The following is a 19,213-nucleotide window of genomic DNA, read 5'->3' on the forward strand; positions in this document are numbered from 1 at the left end:
TAACTCTCTCAGGTTTAACCTTTATCCAATTCTTTCATCAAATTTTCTTTGGTCCTGTACAAAAAGTATTCCAAGCTCATAATGATCACCTTCATACAATGCACGTTGAACGAAACGAACCTCACCATTTATATCGAGGACCTCAAGTTTACAATGGGCTCGATTTTTTTGTAAAGCCTCGTAAAATACATGTTCATCCCTTATGATGACTCCATTAACTTTTGAAATTATTTCGCCGACCTGTAGTCCCATTTTATCTGCAGGTGATTCGGGTATAATGCCAATAATCATTAAGCCGTTGTTTTTCTTCGAGAAGTAAAATGGTAAATTATCATCTTTCAATCGTTGCATTAAGGAAATTAATTCCCGACTGATTATCGCCAAGGCTGTTACTCCTATGGAGATTAACGGGTACCAATAGCCGATAACCGCCAAAATCAGTATCAATACACCGAGTGTTGTAACTCTACGCCCTTGTAACTGGATTGATTGCTTTGGCAGCATACCCTGTATCTGCTGGTTAAAACCTATTGCAAACGGAACCAGGATTAGCGAGTATGATTCCGTACCTAAAGTGAAGACCGGCCACCATTCGAATGGCAGAGTCAACACCTTCCCAGGAATTAGTAAAAACATAGGCAACAGCCAGAGTCGCTTTACTTCGTGGGCTCCAACATTTTGTCCACGCCTGCTTTTTACCAACTTTGGAGAGGTTCCTTTAGTTGCATTTCTAGTAATTAGAATTCCTTCTGAAATTAATAAAAGTGCCATTAAGATGACTAAAGAAGGATATACCTTTTCTTCTAAAGACTGAAATGTATGATTAAAAAGTGGTATAGTCCATTCATACTCAGTGATTAGAGTAATCGCAAAAAAAGCTGCGCCTACCGTGTAAACTGGCGACATAAACCTAATATTAGTTGTTACACTCCATACTAACGTAAAGACAGCGATTAAAAGGATGGCTGCAAATGGAAGTGTTAACCCAGCAATGATTGTGACAATGGTAAGTACTAGACCCAGTAATAATCCTAAAGGTAATAACTGACGTAGTTCAAAATAAGCATCAAATGTTCGTGTATGGAAATTTTTCCGCTCACGTTTAACTCTTGAAACTCCCAGTATTCCTGAAAGGAAAATGAGATAGTAAAAAACCGGATGTAGAAAAAGTCTACCAGTCCCTTTCAATAGCTCAAAAAGCCATAATTGCACCAATTCCTGCCACCTGCCTCTATCATTAAATTCTACTATTCTAGCTCTAATGATTATTTTACCAAAATGGAAGGATAAAACCTATTGCTAGATTCTTGAAAAAACAAAAAAATGTCGAATTTTTATATATTTATCAAGATTCCACTTACACGCATCTGCGTAATTCGTGTTATTTCATTAGGCTTCAACAAATATTTCCACGGAAATCTTGGCATATCACAATCATACTTAGCCTGTTTTGTCGCACGTAAAAAAACAGAGGCAGCTGCCTCTGTATCCCTTTTATTTTGCAATTAGTCTTAAAGCGGTTTGAAGCTGGATGTCGTTTTTCTCTTTTTTCATTTCTTTTATTACCTGTTCTTCTAGAACTGCTGCTGTTTTTGCATCAATTTTTCCAGTTGGCTGCAGGTTGTTGTTTTGCTGGAAGGCTTTAATTGCAGTTGTTGTTTCTTTACTAAAATAACCATCTGTTCGTCCAGGAGCGAAGCCTAAACCAGATAATATTTCTTGAGCATTTTTGACTTGCTCATTGTTCATATCCTCTTTAAGCGGTTCTTCAATTTGAAGTGGATGTGTATCAAAGATAGCAGGCTGTTTGATTTCAACATCGGGTTTTACTCCTTTTTTGTGTATCCAGTTTCCATCAGGTGTCAGCCATTTAAAGAGCGTCAGCTTAATATTGCTGCCATCTCCCATCGGAACTGCCTGCTGTACCGTTCCCTTACCAAAAGTCGTTTCCCCAACCAATTGGTAGCCAGCCGCTTCTTTTAATGCCCCTGCTAAGATTTCTGAAGCCGATGCACTGCCTTTATTAATGAGGACTGCCACTGGATATTTCTTTTTCTCGGTAAGATTGGAGAAGTGCCTTTCCTTTTCTCCATTTCGTTTCTCAATTTGAATAAATGGTTTTTCTTTCGTTACGAATTCTTTCAAGATATCCTCAACACTAACGAGCAAGCCGCCAGGGTTTCCACGGACATCGATAAGTAAGCCATCTATATCCTTTTTCTCTAACACACTTAGCTCCTTTTTAAAATCAGCCGCTGTCTCTTGAGAAAACGAAGTAATTTCAATATACCCTATCTTTTTTCCATCCTGTTTTTTCACAGAAGCATGTATGGTCTCAAGTGGAATTTCATCGCGTGTAACATCAATCGTTAGAGGTTCCTTTAAGCCCTTTCGTGCGATTTCTAATTGGACCTTTGTTCCTTTTTTACCGCGTATTTTTAAAGTTGCTTTATTTAAATCTAGACCCTCCACACTTTTTCCGTCTACCTTCAGAATCTCGTCATTCGGTTTTAATCCTGCTTTTTCAGCTGGTGAATTTTTAAAAGGAGAAATAATGACGATTTTTCCATTCTCCATCCCTACTTCTGCACCGATACCTTCAAAAGAAGATTCTAAAGCTTGACTGAATTGCTGGGCTGTTTCCTTATTCATATAAACGGAATAAGGATCATCTAAGACAGTGAGCATTCCTTGAATGGCTCCCTCCACAAGCATCTCATTATCTACCTTTTCAACATATCGGCTTAGGATTAGTTCATATGCCTGATTTACCTTAGCGAGCTCCTCCATATCAATTTGATTCGTAACGACTGTATCTTTTTTCATTAATGTTTGTTCAAGAGCTGATTTCCCCTCTGTTTGTTCATACCAATTCATTCCAGCATATGTGCCCCCCGCTCCCGTAAGAAGCGAACCCACCATCAACAGGGCAATCCACTTACTTTTCATCCTGTTCCCCCTCATGTGCAGCTTCAATTAAAAATGAGTCTCTTTCCCGCTGTGTTTATTAACTATTATGTAAGGAATGGACGAGTTATGCCAGAAATATGGAGGTCCCCTTATAACGTTTTTTAACCATAAGAAAGGGAAGAAGCATGGCTTCTTCCCTTAGATATTTTACGGCATTGGCACAATTCCCACAGGATTAATTGCATTACTCTTACTGCCATTCCATTGCCCTCTATGAAGTTCAAAATGTAAATGTTTACCCGTTGAATCACCGGTGTTACCCATAATTCCAATTTGCTGGCCCTTTTTTACAACTGCTCCTGAGCTGACCAATCTCGCTTCCATATGTGCAGAAACCGTTGTATACGTTTGTCCATTAACAGAATGAGCGATAAAAATAACATTCCCATAACTGCTAGAATAGTAGGATTGTATAACAACACCATCAGCTGCTGCCCAAATTGGTACATTTGCTGCACGATTAGCTATATCTATACCATAGTGGAATGAGCCCCATCTAGGAGCAAAACCTGATGTAAAAGTACCATTCGCTGGCATTGTGAATGCTCCACTAGAGACAGGTGGAGACGGTGGTGTCGGGGTACTCTCCCCTCCACCACTGCCAGATCCAGCATTATTGTTGTTCGCAGCAGCGGCTGCTGCGGTTGCTGCTTCGGCGGCTGCTTTAGCTTCCGCAGCCGCAGCTGCTTGGCGTTGTTGTTCAAGCTCAATGGCTTTTTGAATGGCTGCTGATTGTCCCGCTAGAATTTGTGCCTCTTCCTGAAGCTCCATTTTATGCTCATGAATTTCATCTTCCTGCTCTTCTAGAGTAGCTAATAACCTATCCTTTTCAGCTCTCTGCGCATTCAATTGTTGGTTCATTTTCTCTAGGTCAGCCAGCATGGTTTGAACACTTGCTAGCTCTACTTCCAGCTTGGCTTGATTCTCCTCGAGACTTTTTTTATCCGCTTCATGTTGCGCTAGAATATCCTGGTCTGCCTGCATGATTGTTGCCACAGCACTTGCTCGGTCAATAAAATCACTAAAGTTCTTTGAACCCATTAACACGTCAAGATAACTGACCATTCCACCTGTTTTTTGATAATTTCGAGCACGATCTTTCAAAAGCTCATTTCGCTTATCAATTCGCTCTTTTGTCACCTTAATTTCTTCTTGGAGTCTAGTAATTTCTACCTTTGTTTCTTCGAGTTTAGCAGTTTTCTCTCTTATTTTTTTATGTGTTTCACCAATTGATAAATCAATACGAGTCATTTCTTCTTTAACATCAGCCTGCTGTGCATTCAAACTATTAATCTGTTGATCTGCAGTATTGATATCAGAAGATAATTCTGAATTTTTCTGTTGAATATCTTGTTGCTGTTTTTGTAAGCTTGAAATAGAAGCCGCTTCTGCGATTCCTCCAAAAATACTGCTTACAATGAATGTTCCTGCAACAGCAAACGTTACAAATGATTTATTCAAGACCTAGTTCTCCTCCCCACTTATACATTTATGTAAGGGAAAATCGTTATCTCCCTACTATTTAAATCAGGAAGGACATTTTACACTGCCCTTCCTGACAAAATTAAACCTTTAAGAACTTTCTAACTGACATCACACTGCCCCAAACTCCGATTAAGCCTCCCATTAATAGAAGAAGTCCAGAAACCTGATACATAAAGGGGCTATATGGAAGAATTTGAATGAAATTCCCTATTAACTTTGGTGCTAGATATTCATAAGCGTTATAGTATGCAATCGATATAAGAATAATTGGCAGGATGGCACCAAGGATGCCAAGCCATAATCCTTCTAAGAAGAATGGCCACCTAATAAAGTTATTCGTTGCTCCTACCAGTCTCATAATTTTAATTTCTCTACGCCTTGCAATAATCGTAATTTTAATCGTATTAGATATTAAGAATACAGCAGTGAAAAATAATCCTGCTATTAATACAATTCCTACATTTCGGCTGGCTTTGATAAAGTTAAATAATTTTTCAACTGTTCCCTTACCGTATACAGCCTTCGTAACATACTCTAGCTTGCCAATTTCCTTTGCGGAATTCATTGTATCTTGTGGCTTTTTCGTTTTTACGATAAATACATCGTTAAGTGGATTGTCTTGCTCGAAAAGTTTAAATGCTTGTCCATCTTCCCCCATGCTCTTTATTAAATCTTTAAGCTCTTGCTCCTTGGATGAAAATTTCACACTTTGTACTTCTGAGATATTTTCAATCGCACTTTTTAACTTTTGTTGATCCTCATCATTTGCTGCAACATCGATGTGAACGCGAATTTGCACGTCCTCTTCTATGGTCTGTGCCACTTTATTGAGATTCATCATAATAACGAAAAAGACACCAACTAAAATGAGCGTTACCGTAACAGCACTTACTGAGGCAAACGTCATCCAGCCATTTCTTCCAATACTCTTAAAGCTTTCACGCGCATGACGGCCAAGAGTTCTAATTTTCATAACCGTAATCACCTCTTTGTTCATCACGTGCTATTTTACCTGCCTCAATCGCAATTACCCGATGTTTAATGGTATTGACGATTTCACGATTATGGGTAGCCATTACAATCGTAGTACCCCTATTATTAATTTCTTCAAAGATATTCATGATTTCCCAAGATGTCTCTGGATCAAGGTTGCCTGTAGGTTCGTCTGCTATTACTACCTTTGGTGAATTAACAATCGAACGGGCAATCGAAACACGCTGCTGCTCGCCTCCAGATAACTCTGTTGGAAGCATTCTAGCTTTATGCTTAAGGTTAACAAGGTCCAGGACTTCCATTACACGCTTCTTGATGTATTTCGGCTGGGCTTCAATAACCTCAAGTGCAAAAGCTACATTCTCATATACAGTTTTCATAGGTAGTAATTTAAAGTCTTGAAAGACCACACCAAGATTCCGTCTGAAAATAGGAACCTTTTTATTCTTTAATTTAGCCAGGTTAACACCATTCATTGTAATTGTACCTGAGGTTGGAACTTCCTCACGATACATCATTTTAATGAACGTAGATTTCCCTGCACCACTTGGACCAACCACATAGACAAACTCTCCTTGGTTAATCCGCACGTCTATACCATTTATGGCAGTAACCCCATTTGGGTACTTCTTGAACACATCCTGCAATTCTATCATTTTAGATCACCTTTATAAGTTAGTTTCGAAACAATAAGATTCGACATTAACCGCTTATTTTCTTGCACGAAAACAAAATCCTAGACAAAATACTGCAGGATTTCGCATAAATCCATTATAACATTCTATACACGTAATAAAAGCGGTAAAAATATTACAGTTTCTTTTCAAAACCTACATAAACTGTTATATATATCCTATATTTTTCGACAAAATCATAATTTTTCTATAAAAATATTAAGTTTTTGTAAAAATAAAAAACGTTCTGCCAAAAACCACAGAACGTTTACATTCTTTATTTTTTAGTTGAAAGCCAATCTGCAACCTTATTAAGGTCATCGCCTTCAATAAGACCGGCTGGCATTCCACCATTCGTACCATCTTTGATGATAGCAGCGATTTCATCCTTTGATTTGCTAGCGCCAACAGCAGTCAGGTCAGGTCCCATACCACCCTTTAAGTCACCGCCATGGCAGCTTGAGCATTTTTGTGAATAAACTTTCTCAGCATCCCCAGCTTGTGCTGTGTCGCCACCCTCGTCGTCCCCGCCGCCACATGCAGCAAGCCCCATAACAAGAGCTGTTCCTAATAACATCGTTAGAAGTTTTTTCTTCATAGTTTCTCCCCCTTAATGAAAAAATTACCATACGAAAATAGTATAACAGTCTTACGCCCTTTTGAAACCTTCACCCAGGACTTCAGAAGCATCCATAACGACGACAAATGCAGTCGGATCAAGGGTTTTAACCAATTGTTTCAATTTTGTGAACTCACGTTGATCAACGACACACATAAGTACAGGACGTTCATTATCGGTGAAACCGCCATATGCGGATAGTTTTGTGACGCCTCGGTCGATTTTATTAAGAATTCCAGCGCGGACTTCCTCTTGCTTATTCGTAATAATCATTGCTGTTTTTGACCTGCCAAAACCAACCTGAACCAAATCTATCGTTTTACTTGTTACATATAAAGCAATAAGTGCATATAAGCCTCGTTCAATATCGAACACAAGAGCAGCTGTAATGACGATAAGTCCATCAATCAGCACAACACTCGTTCCTAGTGTTAGCCCGGTATACTTTGTAATAATTTGTGCCGCTAAGTCGGTTCCGCCTGTTGAAGCATTTCCTCTAAAAACAATTCCAAGCCCAAGACCTACTGCTATCCCGCCAAACAAAGCACTCAGTAAGGCGTCATTCGTCCACGGTTCAATATCCTTTGTTAAGAAAACAACAAAAGGTAAGAATAATGTACCGACAAGGGTTTTAACCCCAAATTGTTTCCCTAGTAGAATAACTCCAGCTATGAACAATGGAATATTAAACGCCCACTGTACATAAGCAGGTTCCCATCCGAGCACGCTTAATAATATCGTACTAATTCCGCTGACGCCTCCTGAAGCAATTTGATTCGGCAGCAGAAAAACATTAAAGGCAAGCGCAATAATCGCTGATCCAACGATAACGTTTATGTATTCTAAAGCACTTTCAAATCTAGGTGCAGTCTGGTTACTTTTTCTTTTATTCATAGTGCAATTCCCCTCTTATATTACCTTTTTGCTATATTTTCAAACCTCAACCGAAAGTGAGTATAGCATGGCAATAATTTGCTGTAAATGGGATTGAGATAACGCATTAAAGGATTAAATATTATTTAGTATTTGTCATTAGAATAGTTTTCATGAGGAATTCTAAGAATACGATTATTTATTTTAAAAATGGTATAATTGTCGAATAGAGGAGGTGAAAACATGGAGCAGCAATTAATGAAAATGATGGAGCAAATGAATAAACAGTTTGAAAAAATGGGTCATCGTTTTGAAGCAATTGATAAAAAGTTTGATGCTATTGATAAAAAGTTTGATGCTATTGATAAGCGGTTTGATGTAATGGATTCACGGTTTGATGCTATGGATAATCGATTTAATGCTATGGATCAACGATTTAATAAGATTGACATTCGATTTGATCATGTTGAATCGAAAATTGAATCTCTTCAGGAAACTGTCGAAAATAACGCTACTGATTTCAGGAGCCATTTTAGGCATATAGAAGGAAAACTCGACCATCACGATAGAATGTTTGAATTGGTTTCTGAGGAACTAAGTGGAAAAAGGTAGACATAATATCAGAGTAACTAGCTCTCCACAAAATCCTCAATCATCCCACCATGAGCGGTAAAAAGTCCAAATAGTAAAGCCTTTGCCACTCATAGGGCAAAGGCTTTTAATATAGATTATGAAATTCTAGAACGCAGGTAAGCATCAATAAATGGATCCAAATCTCCATCCATAACACCCTGAACGTTTCCGCTCTCCGCACTCGTCCGATGATCCTTTACCATAGAGTAAGGGTGGAAGACGTAGGAGCGAATTTGGCTTCCCCAGCCGATTTCCTTTTGTTCACCGCGAATTTCTAGTAGCTCTTTTTCCTGTTGTTCGATTTCACGTTGATACAGTTTGGCTTTCAACATTTTCATCGCAGCCTCACGGTTCTTAATCTGTGAGCGCTCATTCTGACAGGTAACGACAACCCCCGTTGGCATATGGGTAATCCTCACAGCTGAATCAGTGGTATTGATATGCTGTCCACCTGCACCGCTCGCACGATACGTATCTATTTTTAGATCCTCAGTACGGATTTCGATTTCAATTTCATCATTAAATTCAGGCATAACCTCACAGGATACAAAGGAGGTATGACGGCGGCCAGAAGCATCAAATGGTGAAATCCTGACTAAACGATGTACGCCTTTTTCCGCCTTTAAATAACCGTATGCGTTATGACCTCTTATCGCCAGGGTTACACTTTTTATCCCCGCTTCATCACCAGGCAGATAATCAAGTGTTTCAACCTTAAAGCCCTTTTTCTCTGCCCAACGTGTGTACATACGAAGTAGCATCGAGCCCCAGTCCTGTGACTCTGTCCCGCCAGCACCTGGGTGCAGCTCTAAAATCGCATTATGTTTATCGTATTCTTCACTTAGCAGCAGCTGGAGTTCAAATTCATTTAATCTTGAGGTCAGTTTAATTAACTCTTCCTCAAGCTCTGCTTGGAGTTCCGCATCACTTTCTTCTTTTACAAGCTCATAGCTTACTTCAAGATTCTCAAATGTTTCAAATAAGTCACTAAACTCATTTACCTGATCCTTTAAGGCATTAGCTTCACTAATAACGGTTTGGGCCTTCTCTTGGTCATTCCAGAAATCAGGATGAAGCATTTGGTCATCCAGTTCAGCTATGCGCGCTTCCTTATTTTCAAGGTCAAAGAGACCCCCTAAAGTCCACTAATTTCTTAGCTGATTTTTCAAGTTCATTTCGAATTTCTGCTAATTCCATTTTCGTCACCTCTATAAAAATTACGTCTGTTTGTAGTCTATGTCTCAGTCGTTCGTTTGTTCCTTTTCCATTATAGCCTGTAAAGAGGGGAAATTTCAAAACTGAACTTTTTTAAGCTAAAATGTCAAAAGCTAAACTATATTAAATGTTGTGGATAACACAACTTATCAACAGTAAGTTGAAGATAGATTCAATAAACACGATTTTCATGTGGATAAGTTTAGTTATCTACATGACTTTTTTGAAAATATAATTATTCTATCCACATATATACAAATTCGACAGGACTTATCTACAATTTTCAGTGTTTTAATATTTAATCATCTACTTATCCACAAAAATGAAAACGAGAGGAAATTTCCTCTCGTTTTCTCTATGGAATAATTTGCTTTGGAACATGAATCCCTTTTGTAGGAGCGTGGGCTGCGTCAATATATGACTTAGTTTCACCACCGTGACAAGAAGAACAGCTCTGAACATCATCAGCTTGATGCCCTATTATAGTCTCTCCCGCATCATTTTTATTTTTGAGTGAACCCGTTTTACCATAAATTTCTGTTGTGTTGTTGTGGCACTTTAAGCAGAAATTACGTTCTTCTGTTGCATCCCAATTTTCACTCTTAGACTCATATAAAAGGTTAGTATCATCTAGTTTAATATTCCCTAAGTTTCCACGTAACATCTTGATGTTCTTAGATCCATGGGTTTCATGACATTCTGCACATGGAATTTGTCCATTTAACTGACTACCACTATCATTTGTTGCTGTAATATTATGACCTGATTGGGCAGTGTAGGTTTCATCTTTATAATATTTTTCAATATTTGAGATTAGATTACCGTTTTTATCCTTTGCTATACCGTTATGACAGCTAAAACATAATGAAAAATCATTTGTTTCACCTGTTGCAGTGCTGGCTTTTTTATAGGTTAAGAAAGGATTAATGTTCGCATCATCAGCCTTATTAGGGTGGAAACTATTTGGATTTTCTTTCGTCCCTGGATTATGCGGGTCATGGCAACTTGAACAAGAAACACTTGAATCTTGATTATGCTTATTGGTAGAAGTGCTGGTTTCTAGCTTAGGTGAACCATTCGTTCCATCATGACAAGCCATACACAAATTATTTGTATCAGTTCCAAATTTACCGCCCTCAAGAGTAAGATTGCTTCCATTATGAGTGCTATGACAGAAAGCACATGTATTGGTTACAATCGAATATGGACCATGTATATAGTCCTTCTCTCTAACCTCGTTCCCTTTGGCACCTTCAAATTGGTAACTTTCATAATTTGCACCCACAGTCGTGAATTTAAGAAACCTTGGAACAAGTAAATTTGGATTTAGATAAACAAAGTACGATTTAGCTGGGTCAAGCAACTCTTTATCCGGTGTAAAGGTATAAATATAAGATTTGATTCCACCATCTAAATCAATCGTCTTTACCAGTTTTTCTTTCCCCGTACTATCTCCAAAAATAGTTATTAAAGGTTGTGTAGGGTTGAATGCTTCAGCACTTCTGATATCTAATAAAATCTTATAATCCAAAGGTACCCTTGTCATATCTTCAGCAAGAAGATAGCTGTTAGGAACCTTGTCGTTGTCGGCCTGATATTGATCTTCTGAACCCTGTGGAATTAGATACATATTTACCATGTATGCCCGCGTACTAATATTTGTTACACCTAAGGCACTTGTCACAACAGAGTTCTCGGTTGACTCAATTCCTCCAGTGGATGATTGAGTTGATGTTGTATCAGTATTTTCAGTTGATACAGGGCTCTCTATCTTCTGGTCGTTTACAGAGAGTTGAACAGTAAATGATGTCTCTAAACTAGTGCTTAAGCCATCTCCATCAGTAACTACAAAGGTTAGCTTATGAACACCTTCGCTAAATTCCTTGGTATAAAAAAACTCCGCGTATTGTTCCTTGGAATTAAGATTAAGCGTTCCAACATTCGTAATATCAATGGGCTGCTCTGAATCATTAGTGTGCTCAAAAATCTTTACTAAAAGTTTATCTGGAGCAGTTAAATCATCTGATATTCTTGCATTCAACTCAACCTTTGAAACTTCTAACACTGCTTCTCTAACAGGAGTTATCAGTGTTAATTCTGGTACACCAGTTGCCGAAAAAACTTGTGTTTCAGGTGAATAGGAAAGGAGGGAACCAAATATAACGCTCCATATGACAATGCATGCAATTAATTTCCGTTTGAAGTTCATCCGTTTCACGTTATTCATCCTTTTCTATTTGCTTAAAAAGAAAATAAGCTTTTTTTATTTAATTATATCAACTGAATTAACATTAATTATCGTCGTTAAGTTAACGTTTTTTGACATTTTTTTGACTAGGTGCAATAATAAAACAAGGTAACAATAGTGATATTGTCACCTTGTTTAATATGGAATTTGTTTTGGCTAACAAGTAGTGAGGCTATTTGTTAGCATTTTTTATTACTTGATTAAAGCTTTTCCAGAATAATCTCCACCAGGGACTGCTCCAGAAGCTGGATATGTGCTTGTACCTGGAGTATTTACAATAGCATGTGTTGATTGGTGACAAGCCCAACATGAAGCCATGTTTGTGAATCTCTTTAAGTCAGAACCATCTTTACTCACATCTTTCATGTAAGCTTTAGCCTGATCTTCAGTCCAAGCTTTACCGCCTTGATCAACTGGCTTTTGCAAATCAGCAATTGTTTTACCAGCAGTGTCTCGTAATAAGTTAATATCAGTACCGTGAGCATAGTGACATGCTGTACAGCTTCTACCTGCTTTAGTGCTGTTTGTTGTATGTGTATATAAGTCATGACCATCAGCCGTTTTAGCTTCTCTAGGTCCATGTTCTCTATTTTTCAAGTAGTCGTCATGGCAGGCTGCACAGAATTCAGAGTAATTCAATTTGTAGTTATACATTTGTTCTTTTGTTACTTCAGCAGTTGCAGCATTATAAATACCTTTTGATTTAGTTATTTTTAAACCAGACAAAGAAGTACTATTGTTGATTTCTGCATAATCAGGATCTTCTACTAAATCAAGTTTAATTGCTTTATTTCCTACAGCAAGTGGAGTTTTTTCAATCGTCTCAGTATAGCCAACAATTGTTACCTTGTAAGTATTAGCATACGTTTTTCCAGCAACTGTTTCATTTAATATACGGTCGTTAGCTGAACCGTGTGGATTATGACAGCTTGAGCATTCAAATGTAGCAGTAGTTGTATTCTTTAATGCACCAGGAGCCGCTTTTACTGCTAATTCTGAATCAACATCGTGCATAGAAGCACTCATTTCATGAGAATCAATTACACCAGCTTCACTATCTGCAGTAACGTCATAGAAGCCCATTGTACCATCATGGCATGACATACAAAGTTCTTTTTCTCCACTCTTCATTAACAACATTTCATCTTCCCCGTTGTGCGTACTATGACAGTTTGCACAAGAGTTTGTGTTGTTTTGGAAATTACCATGAGTTTTATGAGTATTCTGATTTCCGAAATTATCAATTTCTCCAACATTAGGTGGTGGGAACTCTTCTGCAGAAGCAAAAGTAGCAAACATGCATACTAAAATAAGCATTAATAAAGCCGAAAAGCCGATTTTAAACTTTCTCATTTCTAAAAAACCTCCCAAATTTCTTTCTCTCTTTTTCTCTCTTTTTAATGTGGTTAAAAATCTAATATAATACTTCTTTTATTAACCACCCCCTAACGGTAGGAATTATATCCTTCTCTCTCTAGAACCTTCATTCTGTTTAAATTACTCTATCTATCAAAAACGAACCAGTGGGAGTAAGTTGGGTCATTTTTGTTATTATTCGATTTTAATGATCTCTTATTTTTACATGTTCATAATTTCACTTAGTATTATTTGAAACCCGTTCTTTAACTATATTAAAACAAGGAACAACAACTAGTGTTGTTGTTTCCTTGTTTTGAAAATTAGTTCTTAATTACCATATTTGGCATCATACGCTTCGATTATATGTTGAAGTTCCTCAGCAAATGCAGGATCGTAAGTTGCTGTTCTCCAGTTATTTCCATCCCATCCAGGTTGTGAACCATCTGGTGCAGTGTACTTGTAAAGTGGAGTATCAGGTGCGCCAGCTGCATTTTTGCCGGCTGAATCTGGTCCGCCTAAGCTTTCACCTTCTCCTGCGTGACATGAGAAACATACAGACATATTAGTGAATTTCTTGAGGGCAGATCCTTTTACACTTACATCCTTGATGTAGCTTTCGGCTTTATCTGCTGTGATAACTCCATCTGCAACTAACTCAGTAGCTGTTCTTCCTGATGAGTCCATCAATGTAGTGTTATCAGTTCCGTGGGCGTAGTGACAAGAAGCACAGTTTCTACCGCCTTTATGGCTGTTGGTAGTATGTGTATAAACTCCTTCTTCTTTACCATTATTATCAAGATTTGGCTTCTTAGCTGTTCTTGATGCTAAGTAATTATCATGACATACTGAACAGAAGTTGCTGTAGTTCATTCTGTCTCTTGCTCCATCAGGACCCATTGATTTTGTAATCTTTAATCCAGAAAGTCCTGTTGCATTGTTGATTTCTGCAAATGCTGGATCTTCTTTTAGTACTAGCTTAATAGCTTGTTGTCCCAAAAGAATAGGGCTGGCGGTATCTTTAGTAAAGCTTGGCCCATGTGATGAACCCATCTTTCCGGTAACATCGTAAGAATATGATTTACCTAATACAGTTTCATTCAATAAACGATCATTAGCAGAACCGTGTGGGTTATGACAGCTTGAACATTCTAGTTCAGCAGTAGAAGTATTAACTGCAGCTCCAGGTGCACTTCCGATTGCCAAGTTGGAACTCACATTGTGCATAGTAGCATCTTCATGTGATGTATTAAAGACTCCAGCGCCACTTGCTGCTGTAACATCATAGAATCCCATTGTTCCGTCATGACAAGACATACAAAGTTCATATTCACCGGCCTTCATTAACAACATTGCGTCTTCTCCGTTGTGCGTACTATGACAGTTAGCACAAGAGTTAGTGTTATTTTGGAAATTACCGTGGGTCTTATGTGTATTTTGGTTACCAAAGTTATCAACATCCCCAACATTAATACCAGGTGCCGGGTTAGTTGATGTAGGTGTAAATGGCGGTTCTTCTGCAGCTGCAAAAGTAGCAAACATACCTACTAAAATAAGCATTAACAAAGCAGAAAAGCTAATTTTCAACTTGCTCATTTCTAAAAACCTCCCAAATTTCTTCTCTCTCTTTTTCTCTCTTTTAATGTAATATAAAACAGATTATGATTTTTCTCTTCTGACCACCCCCTTAAAGGATCATTAATATATCTAGTGAATTTCTGTGGTTTAAAAAAAGAATATGTTATCAGAAACAAACCATCTGGGGTTGTTTCTGTCTTAGGCAATTTGAACAATTTATCAAACATTTTTATGGTGATCGAAATCATTTAAAACAAGGTAACAATAAAACAATTGCTACCTTGTTAAAAATAAACATTTCTACTATTTGCTTGTTAATTGTTATCTAATTTTTCCTCTGCCAATAAAACGGCCATCTGGACCGATTAAAGTTGGGTCAATTTGATTTGTAATACTAGTTGCGTGACAAGCAAAACATACTGACATGTTTGTGTATTTCTTCAATGCAGAACCTTTAGCACTTACATCTTTCATGTAGGATTCAGCTTTTGCTTGTTCCCAGCCTTTTCCGCCATCTTCAACCGACTTAGTATAGTCAGCTACTTTATTTCCTAGTGCATCAACCATGGTTGTTACATCTGTTCCGTGGGCATAGTGACAGGCCGCACAGTTTCTTCCTGTAGAAGTAGAGTTAGTCGTATGTGAATACAGGTAATCATGTGTATCTGTTTTTGCTGCATTACTAGGTCGGCCCGAAGATCTCTTTGCTAAATAATCATCGTGACATGCTCCACAAAATTGAGAATAGTATTGTTTATCAAGACTATCTTTTGGTCCAATTGATTCTGTAATTTTCAAACCACCAGTCCCTGTTACTGCGTTAATTTCTGCAAAATCCAGATCTTCTGTAAATGCAAGATTGATAGTTTTAGTGCCAACTGGAACAGGTACTTTTGTTGTAGGGTTAAAAGCAAAAGGAGTTGTTCCGACAATAGTTTCTTTTAATAATCGATCATTTGCTGAACCATGTGGGTTATGACAGCTAGAACATTCCAACTCAGCAGTGGAAGTATTAAGATATTTACCAGGAGCACTTCCAACTAGTATTCCTGAATCAACATTGTGCATAGAAGAACTTAAGTGTGAATCGTCAAAAGTTCCTGCGCCGCTTGCCTCTGTAACATCATAAAAGCCCATTGTTCCATCATGGCATGACATACAAAGATCGTACTCGCCTTCTTTCATTAACAACATTGCATCTTCCCCATTATGCGTACTATGACAGTTCGCACATGAGTTTGTGTTATTTTGGAAGTTACCATGTGTTCTGTGTGTACTTTGGTTACCAAAGTTATCAACATCTCCAACAAAAATGCCAGTGACATTACCATCTGCATCCTTCACCTCTGCTGGGTGAGTAGAAGTAGGGCTGAATTCCCCTTCTGCAGAAGCAAAAGTAGCAAACATACCTACTAAAATAAGCATTAACAAAGTGGAAAAGCTAATTTTTAACTTGCTCATTTCTTAAAACCTCCCAAGGTTTCTCTCTCTTTTTCTCTCTCTTTTTACTTTCTGATTTTCCTTGTTGAATAAATGCGTGACTAGTTATTACTGCAATCACCTCCTTCAGAAGATAGGAGAATTAATAAAAAACCGATACCCTTTGATTGATTGTATCTGTCACAAATAATGTGTCTCTATCGTCGATAAACAGACCATTTGGAAGGTAAAGCTTGTCATTTTCAGTTCCCATTCCACCTAATTCAAATAATGGTTTTCCATCCTTATCAAAAGCTGAAATATTATGTGCAAGATTATTTACTACATAAACATTCCCTTTTGAATCGACAGCGACTCCTCTTGGATTTAGGAAGGTAGATGCGCCTTTTCCATCCTCTGATCCATTAATAATTTTGATAAACTTTCCATCTTTATCAAAAATTTGAACTCTATTATTTCCTGAATCTGTAATATAAATTCGATCATCATCATCTACCGTTACTGCATTCGGTGCAATGAATTTCCCTTCATCAGCACCAGGGCCGCCAATTTCCATTACTTTCTTTCCATCTAGATTAAAGACATACACTTTATTTGCTTTGATATCCGTAACATATAGCTTATTATTCACTATGCGTAACCCTCCAGGTGATTTGAGGGCTTTTTCCTTATCATCAAAGTATTTAATAAACTTGCCTTTTGAATCAAATATAGAAATATTTGCATTGTATAGGTCGGCTACATAAATGTTTCCTTCCTTATCGCCTGCAATTCCATAGGGAAATTTAAATTCGCCTTCTTTTGTACCTTCTTTTCCAAATTTCAAAATAGGGGTACCAGATTGGTCAAAAACCTGCACTTGCTTATTGCTTGTATCACTTACATAAATTAATTCATCAATTTTTGTTACGTCCATTGGTTTAGAAAGGGGTTGGTTGAAGTCTCCATATAAAGCATTTGTAAAAACCGGCGTTCCGCCTTGATCCACTTTTGCAACTATCGGTTTTATTTTAGATTCTAAATTTAAGAAATAGATTGCTGCAAAAAAGGCAACGGAAAGTGCCACAATACTACTCATAATTAAATAAACATTTCTCTTTTTCAAATGTGGTCAACTCCTTCTATTTGTTGTCTTTGCCAGCAATTCTCTCTAATCCTTCAGAAGCAGGTTTATATAGTGGATCATAGCTTAAAGACTCTTTGAAAAATTTCTCTGCCTCTTTATAATTGCCTTGATCTTCTTCTACTCTGCCAATTTCAGTGATAACATCAGTGTTTGTTTTATTTAATGTAAGAGCTTCTCTAAGCGACACTGTGGCATCTTTATACATATCTAATTCACGATATACCATACCCAACAATAAATGTGCTTTGAAATTCTTTGGTCCTAATTCGACTGCTTTTTGTGCCTGCTTTAAAGCATCGTTGAATCTTTCTTCATCGATATACACAAGTCCTAAATTAAAATAGGCACCAAAGTATTTCTTATCGAGATCCGTGGCCATTTTCATTTGTTTAATAGCTTCTTCGTTGTCACCTGTTACAAAATAGGTGTAACCTAAATTTACTCGGTGCTCTGGATTATTAGGTTCTGCATCTACTAAGTTTTTATAGTAATCTAGTTGTTCCTCAATCCTATCCTGGTCTTTACTGGACCATAAATATTGATCGCTTATATAATAGCCTCCGCCTACACATACGATTAAAGTAGCGGCTATTAGGATAAAAGCTTGTAATTTCGTAAAATACTTATTCCTTTCCTTTAGATTTTTTGTTCTTTCGCTCTTTTCCGGTTCTGGATTGATTGGCAGCTCTCTGGCCTCCATATATATCCACCTCGAATTTCATTAGTTTTTTCTGAATAACCTCAGATAGATTTGTTGGAAATGGAAAAATCCTATAAAGCTCCAAATCAAAGGTATTTAGTAGTGTAATGGGTAAAATATACGGTATTACTTATGACAGGTTTTACAGCTTTTTTCAACATGACATGTGTAGCATGTCTCAGACGGTTTCTTTACACCATCTAATGAAATAGGATGGTTTACCTTCCAATTTTGCTTTTGACTATGTTTACTTGGATGGCATGATGAGCAATTCACTTGATTTTCGCCAGGATTACTTGACTTTTTCACATCGTGGCATGCTTGACATGATTCTTGATTTTTATTTGCAACGGATCCATGGTTGCCAAAGAATTTACTGTCATGACTTGCCGGACGCTTGTTATGGCAGTCTTGGCAAAAAGTATTATCTCTTGCGTAGTCAAAATGGTTTTTTTGTGTTGATTGTGGTTTTTCTTCATTAAGGAAACTCGTTAAGACCGATACTTCATCGTATCCTTCCAGCGACTCTGTTGACATGTCTTTATGACATTGATGACACTCTTCTAATTCTTCAACTGCTTGCTTTCCATGGGTTTTTAATTTAAAGTCCTCTTTTATATGGCTCTTTGGTACCATTCCAGTTGAATGACACGCTGAACATTCAGTAGTTACTTTGCGAGCTTTGTGGCAATCAATACAAGTATCCATGTCTGGGCTGGTGAATTTCAAATCCGACATCGCCATAGCACCCGTTTTACTATCCCATTTGCCATAATCCGTTTGATAGGTCATTTTTCGGTCAGCAATTTCACCATGAACAACACCGTTATGGCATTGAATACATTCGATGTCTTTGTCTTTGTGTTTATCATGAGGAATAATGATATCTCCCGAAACAGTGAATTCCCGCTGATTAACATTGTGGCACTTTTCACATGCACTATCTGGAATTTCTTTTGGCATACGTATTGGTGCAGCACTTTCGTTATAGTTTTTCTTTACTGCCTTTACAATTAAATCTACTTTATCTTTCGCTGTCTGCTTAATCCCTGGTTCCGTATGACAATTAACACAATCAACTTCACTATGCGAGGAAGCCTTCCACGTATAATATTCAGGTTGCATCTCATGACATGATGAACAGAACTTAGAGCTTGACGTTGCTTCTAGCCCGAACGCTCCGAGGGAGAAGAAAAGGGCTAGAAACAACACTGTTAGTGTCATTAATTTATATAATCTAAGGCGAGAACGGGGAGGGTTCGACAGCTGTTTTTGTTCTTCATCCATAAAAGGCGTCCCTCCA

The 19,213-nt window shown here is 37.7% G+C and carries 17 protein-coding genes; 1 reads left to right on the forward strand and 16 read right to left on the reverse strand.

Annotation, left to right across the window (positions count from 1 at the left end; all coding sequences use genetic code 11):
- Positions 1–21: 21 nt before the first annotated feature.
- The 8 genes from M3189_RS10430 to M3189_RS10465 all read right to left on the reverse strand — a co-directional run bounded on the left by M3189_RS10430 (position 22) and on the right by M3189_RS10465 (position 7,635).
- Positions 22–1,215: a PDZ domain-containing protein gene (locus M3189_RS10430; RefSeq protein ID WP_251633942.1), complete on the reverse strand. Its 1,194-nt coding sequence runs from the start codon at positions 1,213–1,215 to the stop codon at positions 22–24.
- Positions 1,216–1,334: 119 nt separating this feature from the next.
- The gene (locus M3189_RS10435; RefSeq protein WP_251633944.1) at positions 1,335–1,505 is read right to left on the reverse strand and encodes a hypothetical protein; all 171 of its coding nucleotides are present in this window, start codon (positions 1,503–1,505) and stop codon (positions 1,335–1,337) included.
- The gene (locus M3189_RS10440; protein ID WP_251633946.1) at positions 1,495–2,949 is read right to left on the reverse strand and encodes a S41 family peptidase; all 1,455 of its coding nucleotides are present in this window, start codon (positions 2,947–2,949) and stop codon (positions 1,495–1,497) included. The genes M3189_RS10435 and M3189_RS10440 overlap by 11 nt, the downstream gene beginning before the upstream one ends.
- Positions 2,950–3,117: 168 nt before the next feature.
- On the reverse strand, positions 3,118–4,431 hold the full coding sequence (locus M3189_RS10445) for a murein hydrolase activator EnvC family protein (RefSeq protein WP_251633954.1): 1,314 nt from the start codon (positions 4,429–4,431) through the stop codon (positions 3,118–3,120).
- Positions 4,432–4,534: 103 nt separating this feature from the next.
- Positions 4,535–5,428, reverse strand: a complete 894-nt coding sequence (ftsX, locus tag M3189_RS10450; RefSeq protein WP_251633955.1) for a permease-like cell division protein FtsX — start codon at positions 5,426–5,428, stop codon at positions 4,535–4,537.
- Positions 5,418–6,104, reverse strand: coding sequence for a cell division ATP-binding protein FtsE (ftsE, locus tag M3189_RS10455; RefSeq protein WP_251633957.1), 687 nt, complete (start codon positions 6,102–6,104; stop codon positions 5,418–5,420). The genes ftsX and ftsE overlap by 11 nt, the downstream gene beginning before the upstream one ends.
- 295 nt (positions 6,105–6,399) lie before the next feature.
- Positions 6,400–6,720 carry a cytochrome c551 gene (gene cccB, locus M3189_RS10460; RefSeq protein ID WP_251633960.1) on the reverse strand — a complete coding sequence of 107 codons (321 nt, stop codon included), beginning with the start codon at positions 6,718–6,720 and terminating at the stop codon, positions 6,400–6,402.
- A 51-nt stretch (positions 6,721–6,771) separates the two neighbouring features.
- A complete protein-coding gene (locus M3189_RS10465; protein ID WP_251633961.1) occupies positions 6,772–7,635 on the reverse strand; it encodes a YitT family protein in 864 nt (287 codons plus the stop codon).
- A 222-nt stretch (positions 7,636–7,857) separates the two neighbouring features.
- Here M3189_RS10465 and M3189_RS10470 point away from each other — a divergent pair, with 222 nt between their 5' ends.
- Positions 7,858–8,226: a hypothetical protein gene (locus tag M3189_RS10470; protein WP_251633963.1), complete on the forward strand. Its 369-nt coding sequence runs from the start codon at positions 7,858–7,860 to the stop codon at positions 8,224–8,226.
- A 116-nt stretch (positions 8,227–8,342) separates the two neighbouring features.
- Here the strand turns inward: M3189_RS10470 and prfB are convergent.
- The 8 genes from prfB to M3189_RS10510 all read right to left on the reverse strand — a co-directional run bounded on the left by prfB (position 8,343) and on the right by M3189_RS10510 (position 19,197).
- A protein-coding gene (gene prfB / locus M3189_RS10475) for a peptide chain release factor 2 (RefSeq protein ID WP_251633965.1) occupies positions 8,343–9,444 on the reverse strand; the annotation gives its coding sequence in 2 pieces (ribosomal slippage) (positions 8,343–9,371 and positions 9,373–9,444; 1,101 coding nt in all).
- Between the two features lie 373 nt (positions 9,445–9,817).
- The gene (locus tag M3189_RS10480; protein ID WP_251634272.1) at positions 9,818–11,671 is read right to left on the reverse strand and encodes a cytochrome c3 family protein; all 1,854 of its coding nucleotides are present in this window, start codon (positions 11,669–11,671) and stop codon (positions 9,818–9,820) included.
- Positions 11,672–11,902: 231 nt separating this feature from the next.
- Complete coding sequence (locus M3189_RS10485; protein ID WP_353057415.1) at positions 11,903–13,063, reverse strand: cytochrome c3 family protein; 1,161 nt, start codon at positions 13,061–13,063, stop codon at positions 11,903–11,905.
- A gap of 333 nt (positions 13,064–13,396) precedes the next feature.
- The gene (locus tag M3189_RS10490; protein WP_251633969.1) at positions 13,397–14,662 is read right to left on the reverse strand and encodes a cytochrome c3 family protein; all 1,266 of its coding nucleotides are present in this window, start codon (positions 14,660–14,662) and stop codon (positions 13,397–13,399) included.
- Between the two features lie 303 nt (positions 14,663–14,965).
- The gene (locus tag M3189_RS10495; protein ID WP_251633970.1) at positions 14,966–16,105 is read right to left on the reverse strand and encodes a cytochrome c3 family protein; all 1,140 of its coding nucleotides are present in this window, start codon (positions 16,103–16,105) and stop codon (positions 14,966–14,968) included.
- Positions 16,106–16,226: 121 nt separating this feature from the next.
- A complete protein-coding gene (locus M3189_RS10500; RefSeq protein ID WP_251633971.1) occupies positions 16,227–17,189 on the reverse strand; it encodes a 6-bladed beta-propeller in 963 nt (320 codons plus the stop codon).
- A 16-nt stretch (positions 17,190–17,205) separates the two neighbouring features.
- Entirely contained in the window at positions 17,206–17,910 is a 705-nt protein-coding gene (locus M3189_RS10505) for a tetratricopeptide repeat protein (protein ID WP_251633972.1), read from the reverse strand.
- A gap of 126 nt (positions 17,911–18,036) precedes the next feature.
- Complete coding sequence (locus M3189_RS10510) at positions 18,037–19,197, reverse strand: NapC/NirT family cytochrome c (protein WP_251633973.1); 1,161 nt, start codon at positions 19,195–19,197, stop codon at positions 18,037–18,039.
- Positions 19,198–19,213 lie beyond the last annotated feature (16 nt).

The organism is Neobacillus niacini, assembly GCF_023715415.1.
GTDB lineage: Bacteria > Bacillota > Bacilli > Bacillales > Cytobacillaceae > Neobacillus > Neobacillus niacini_C.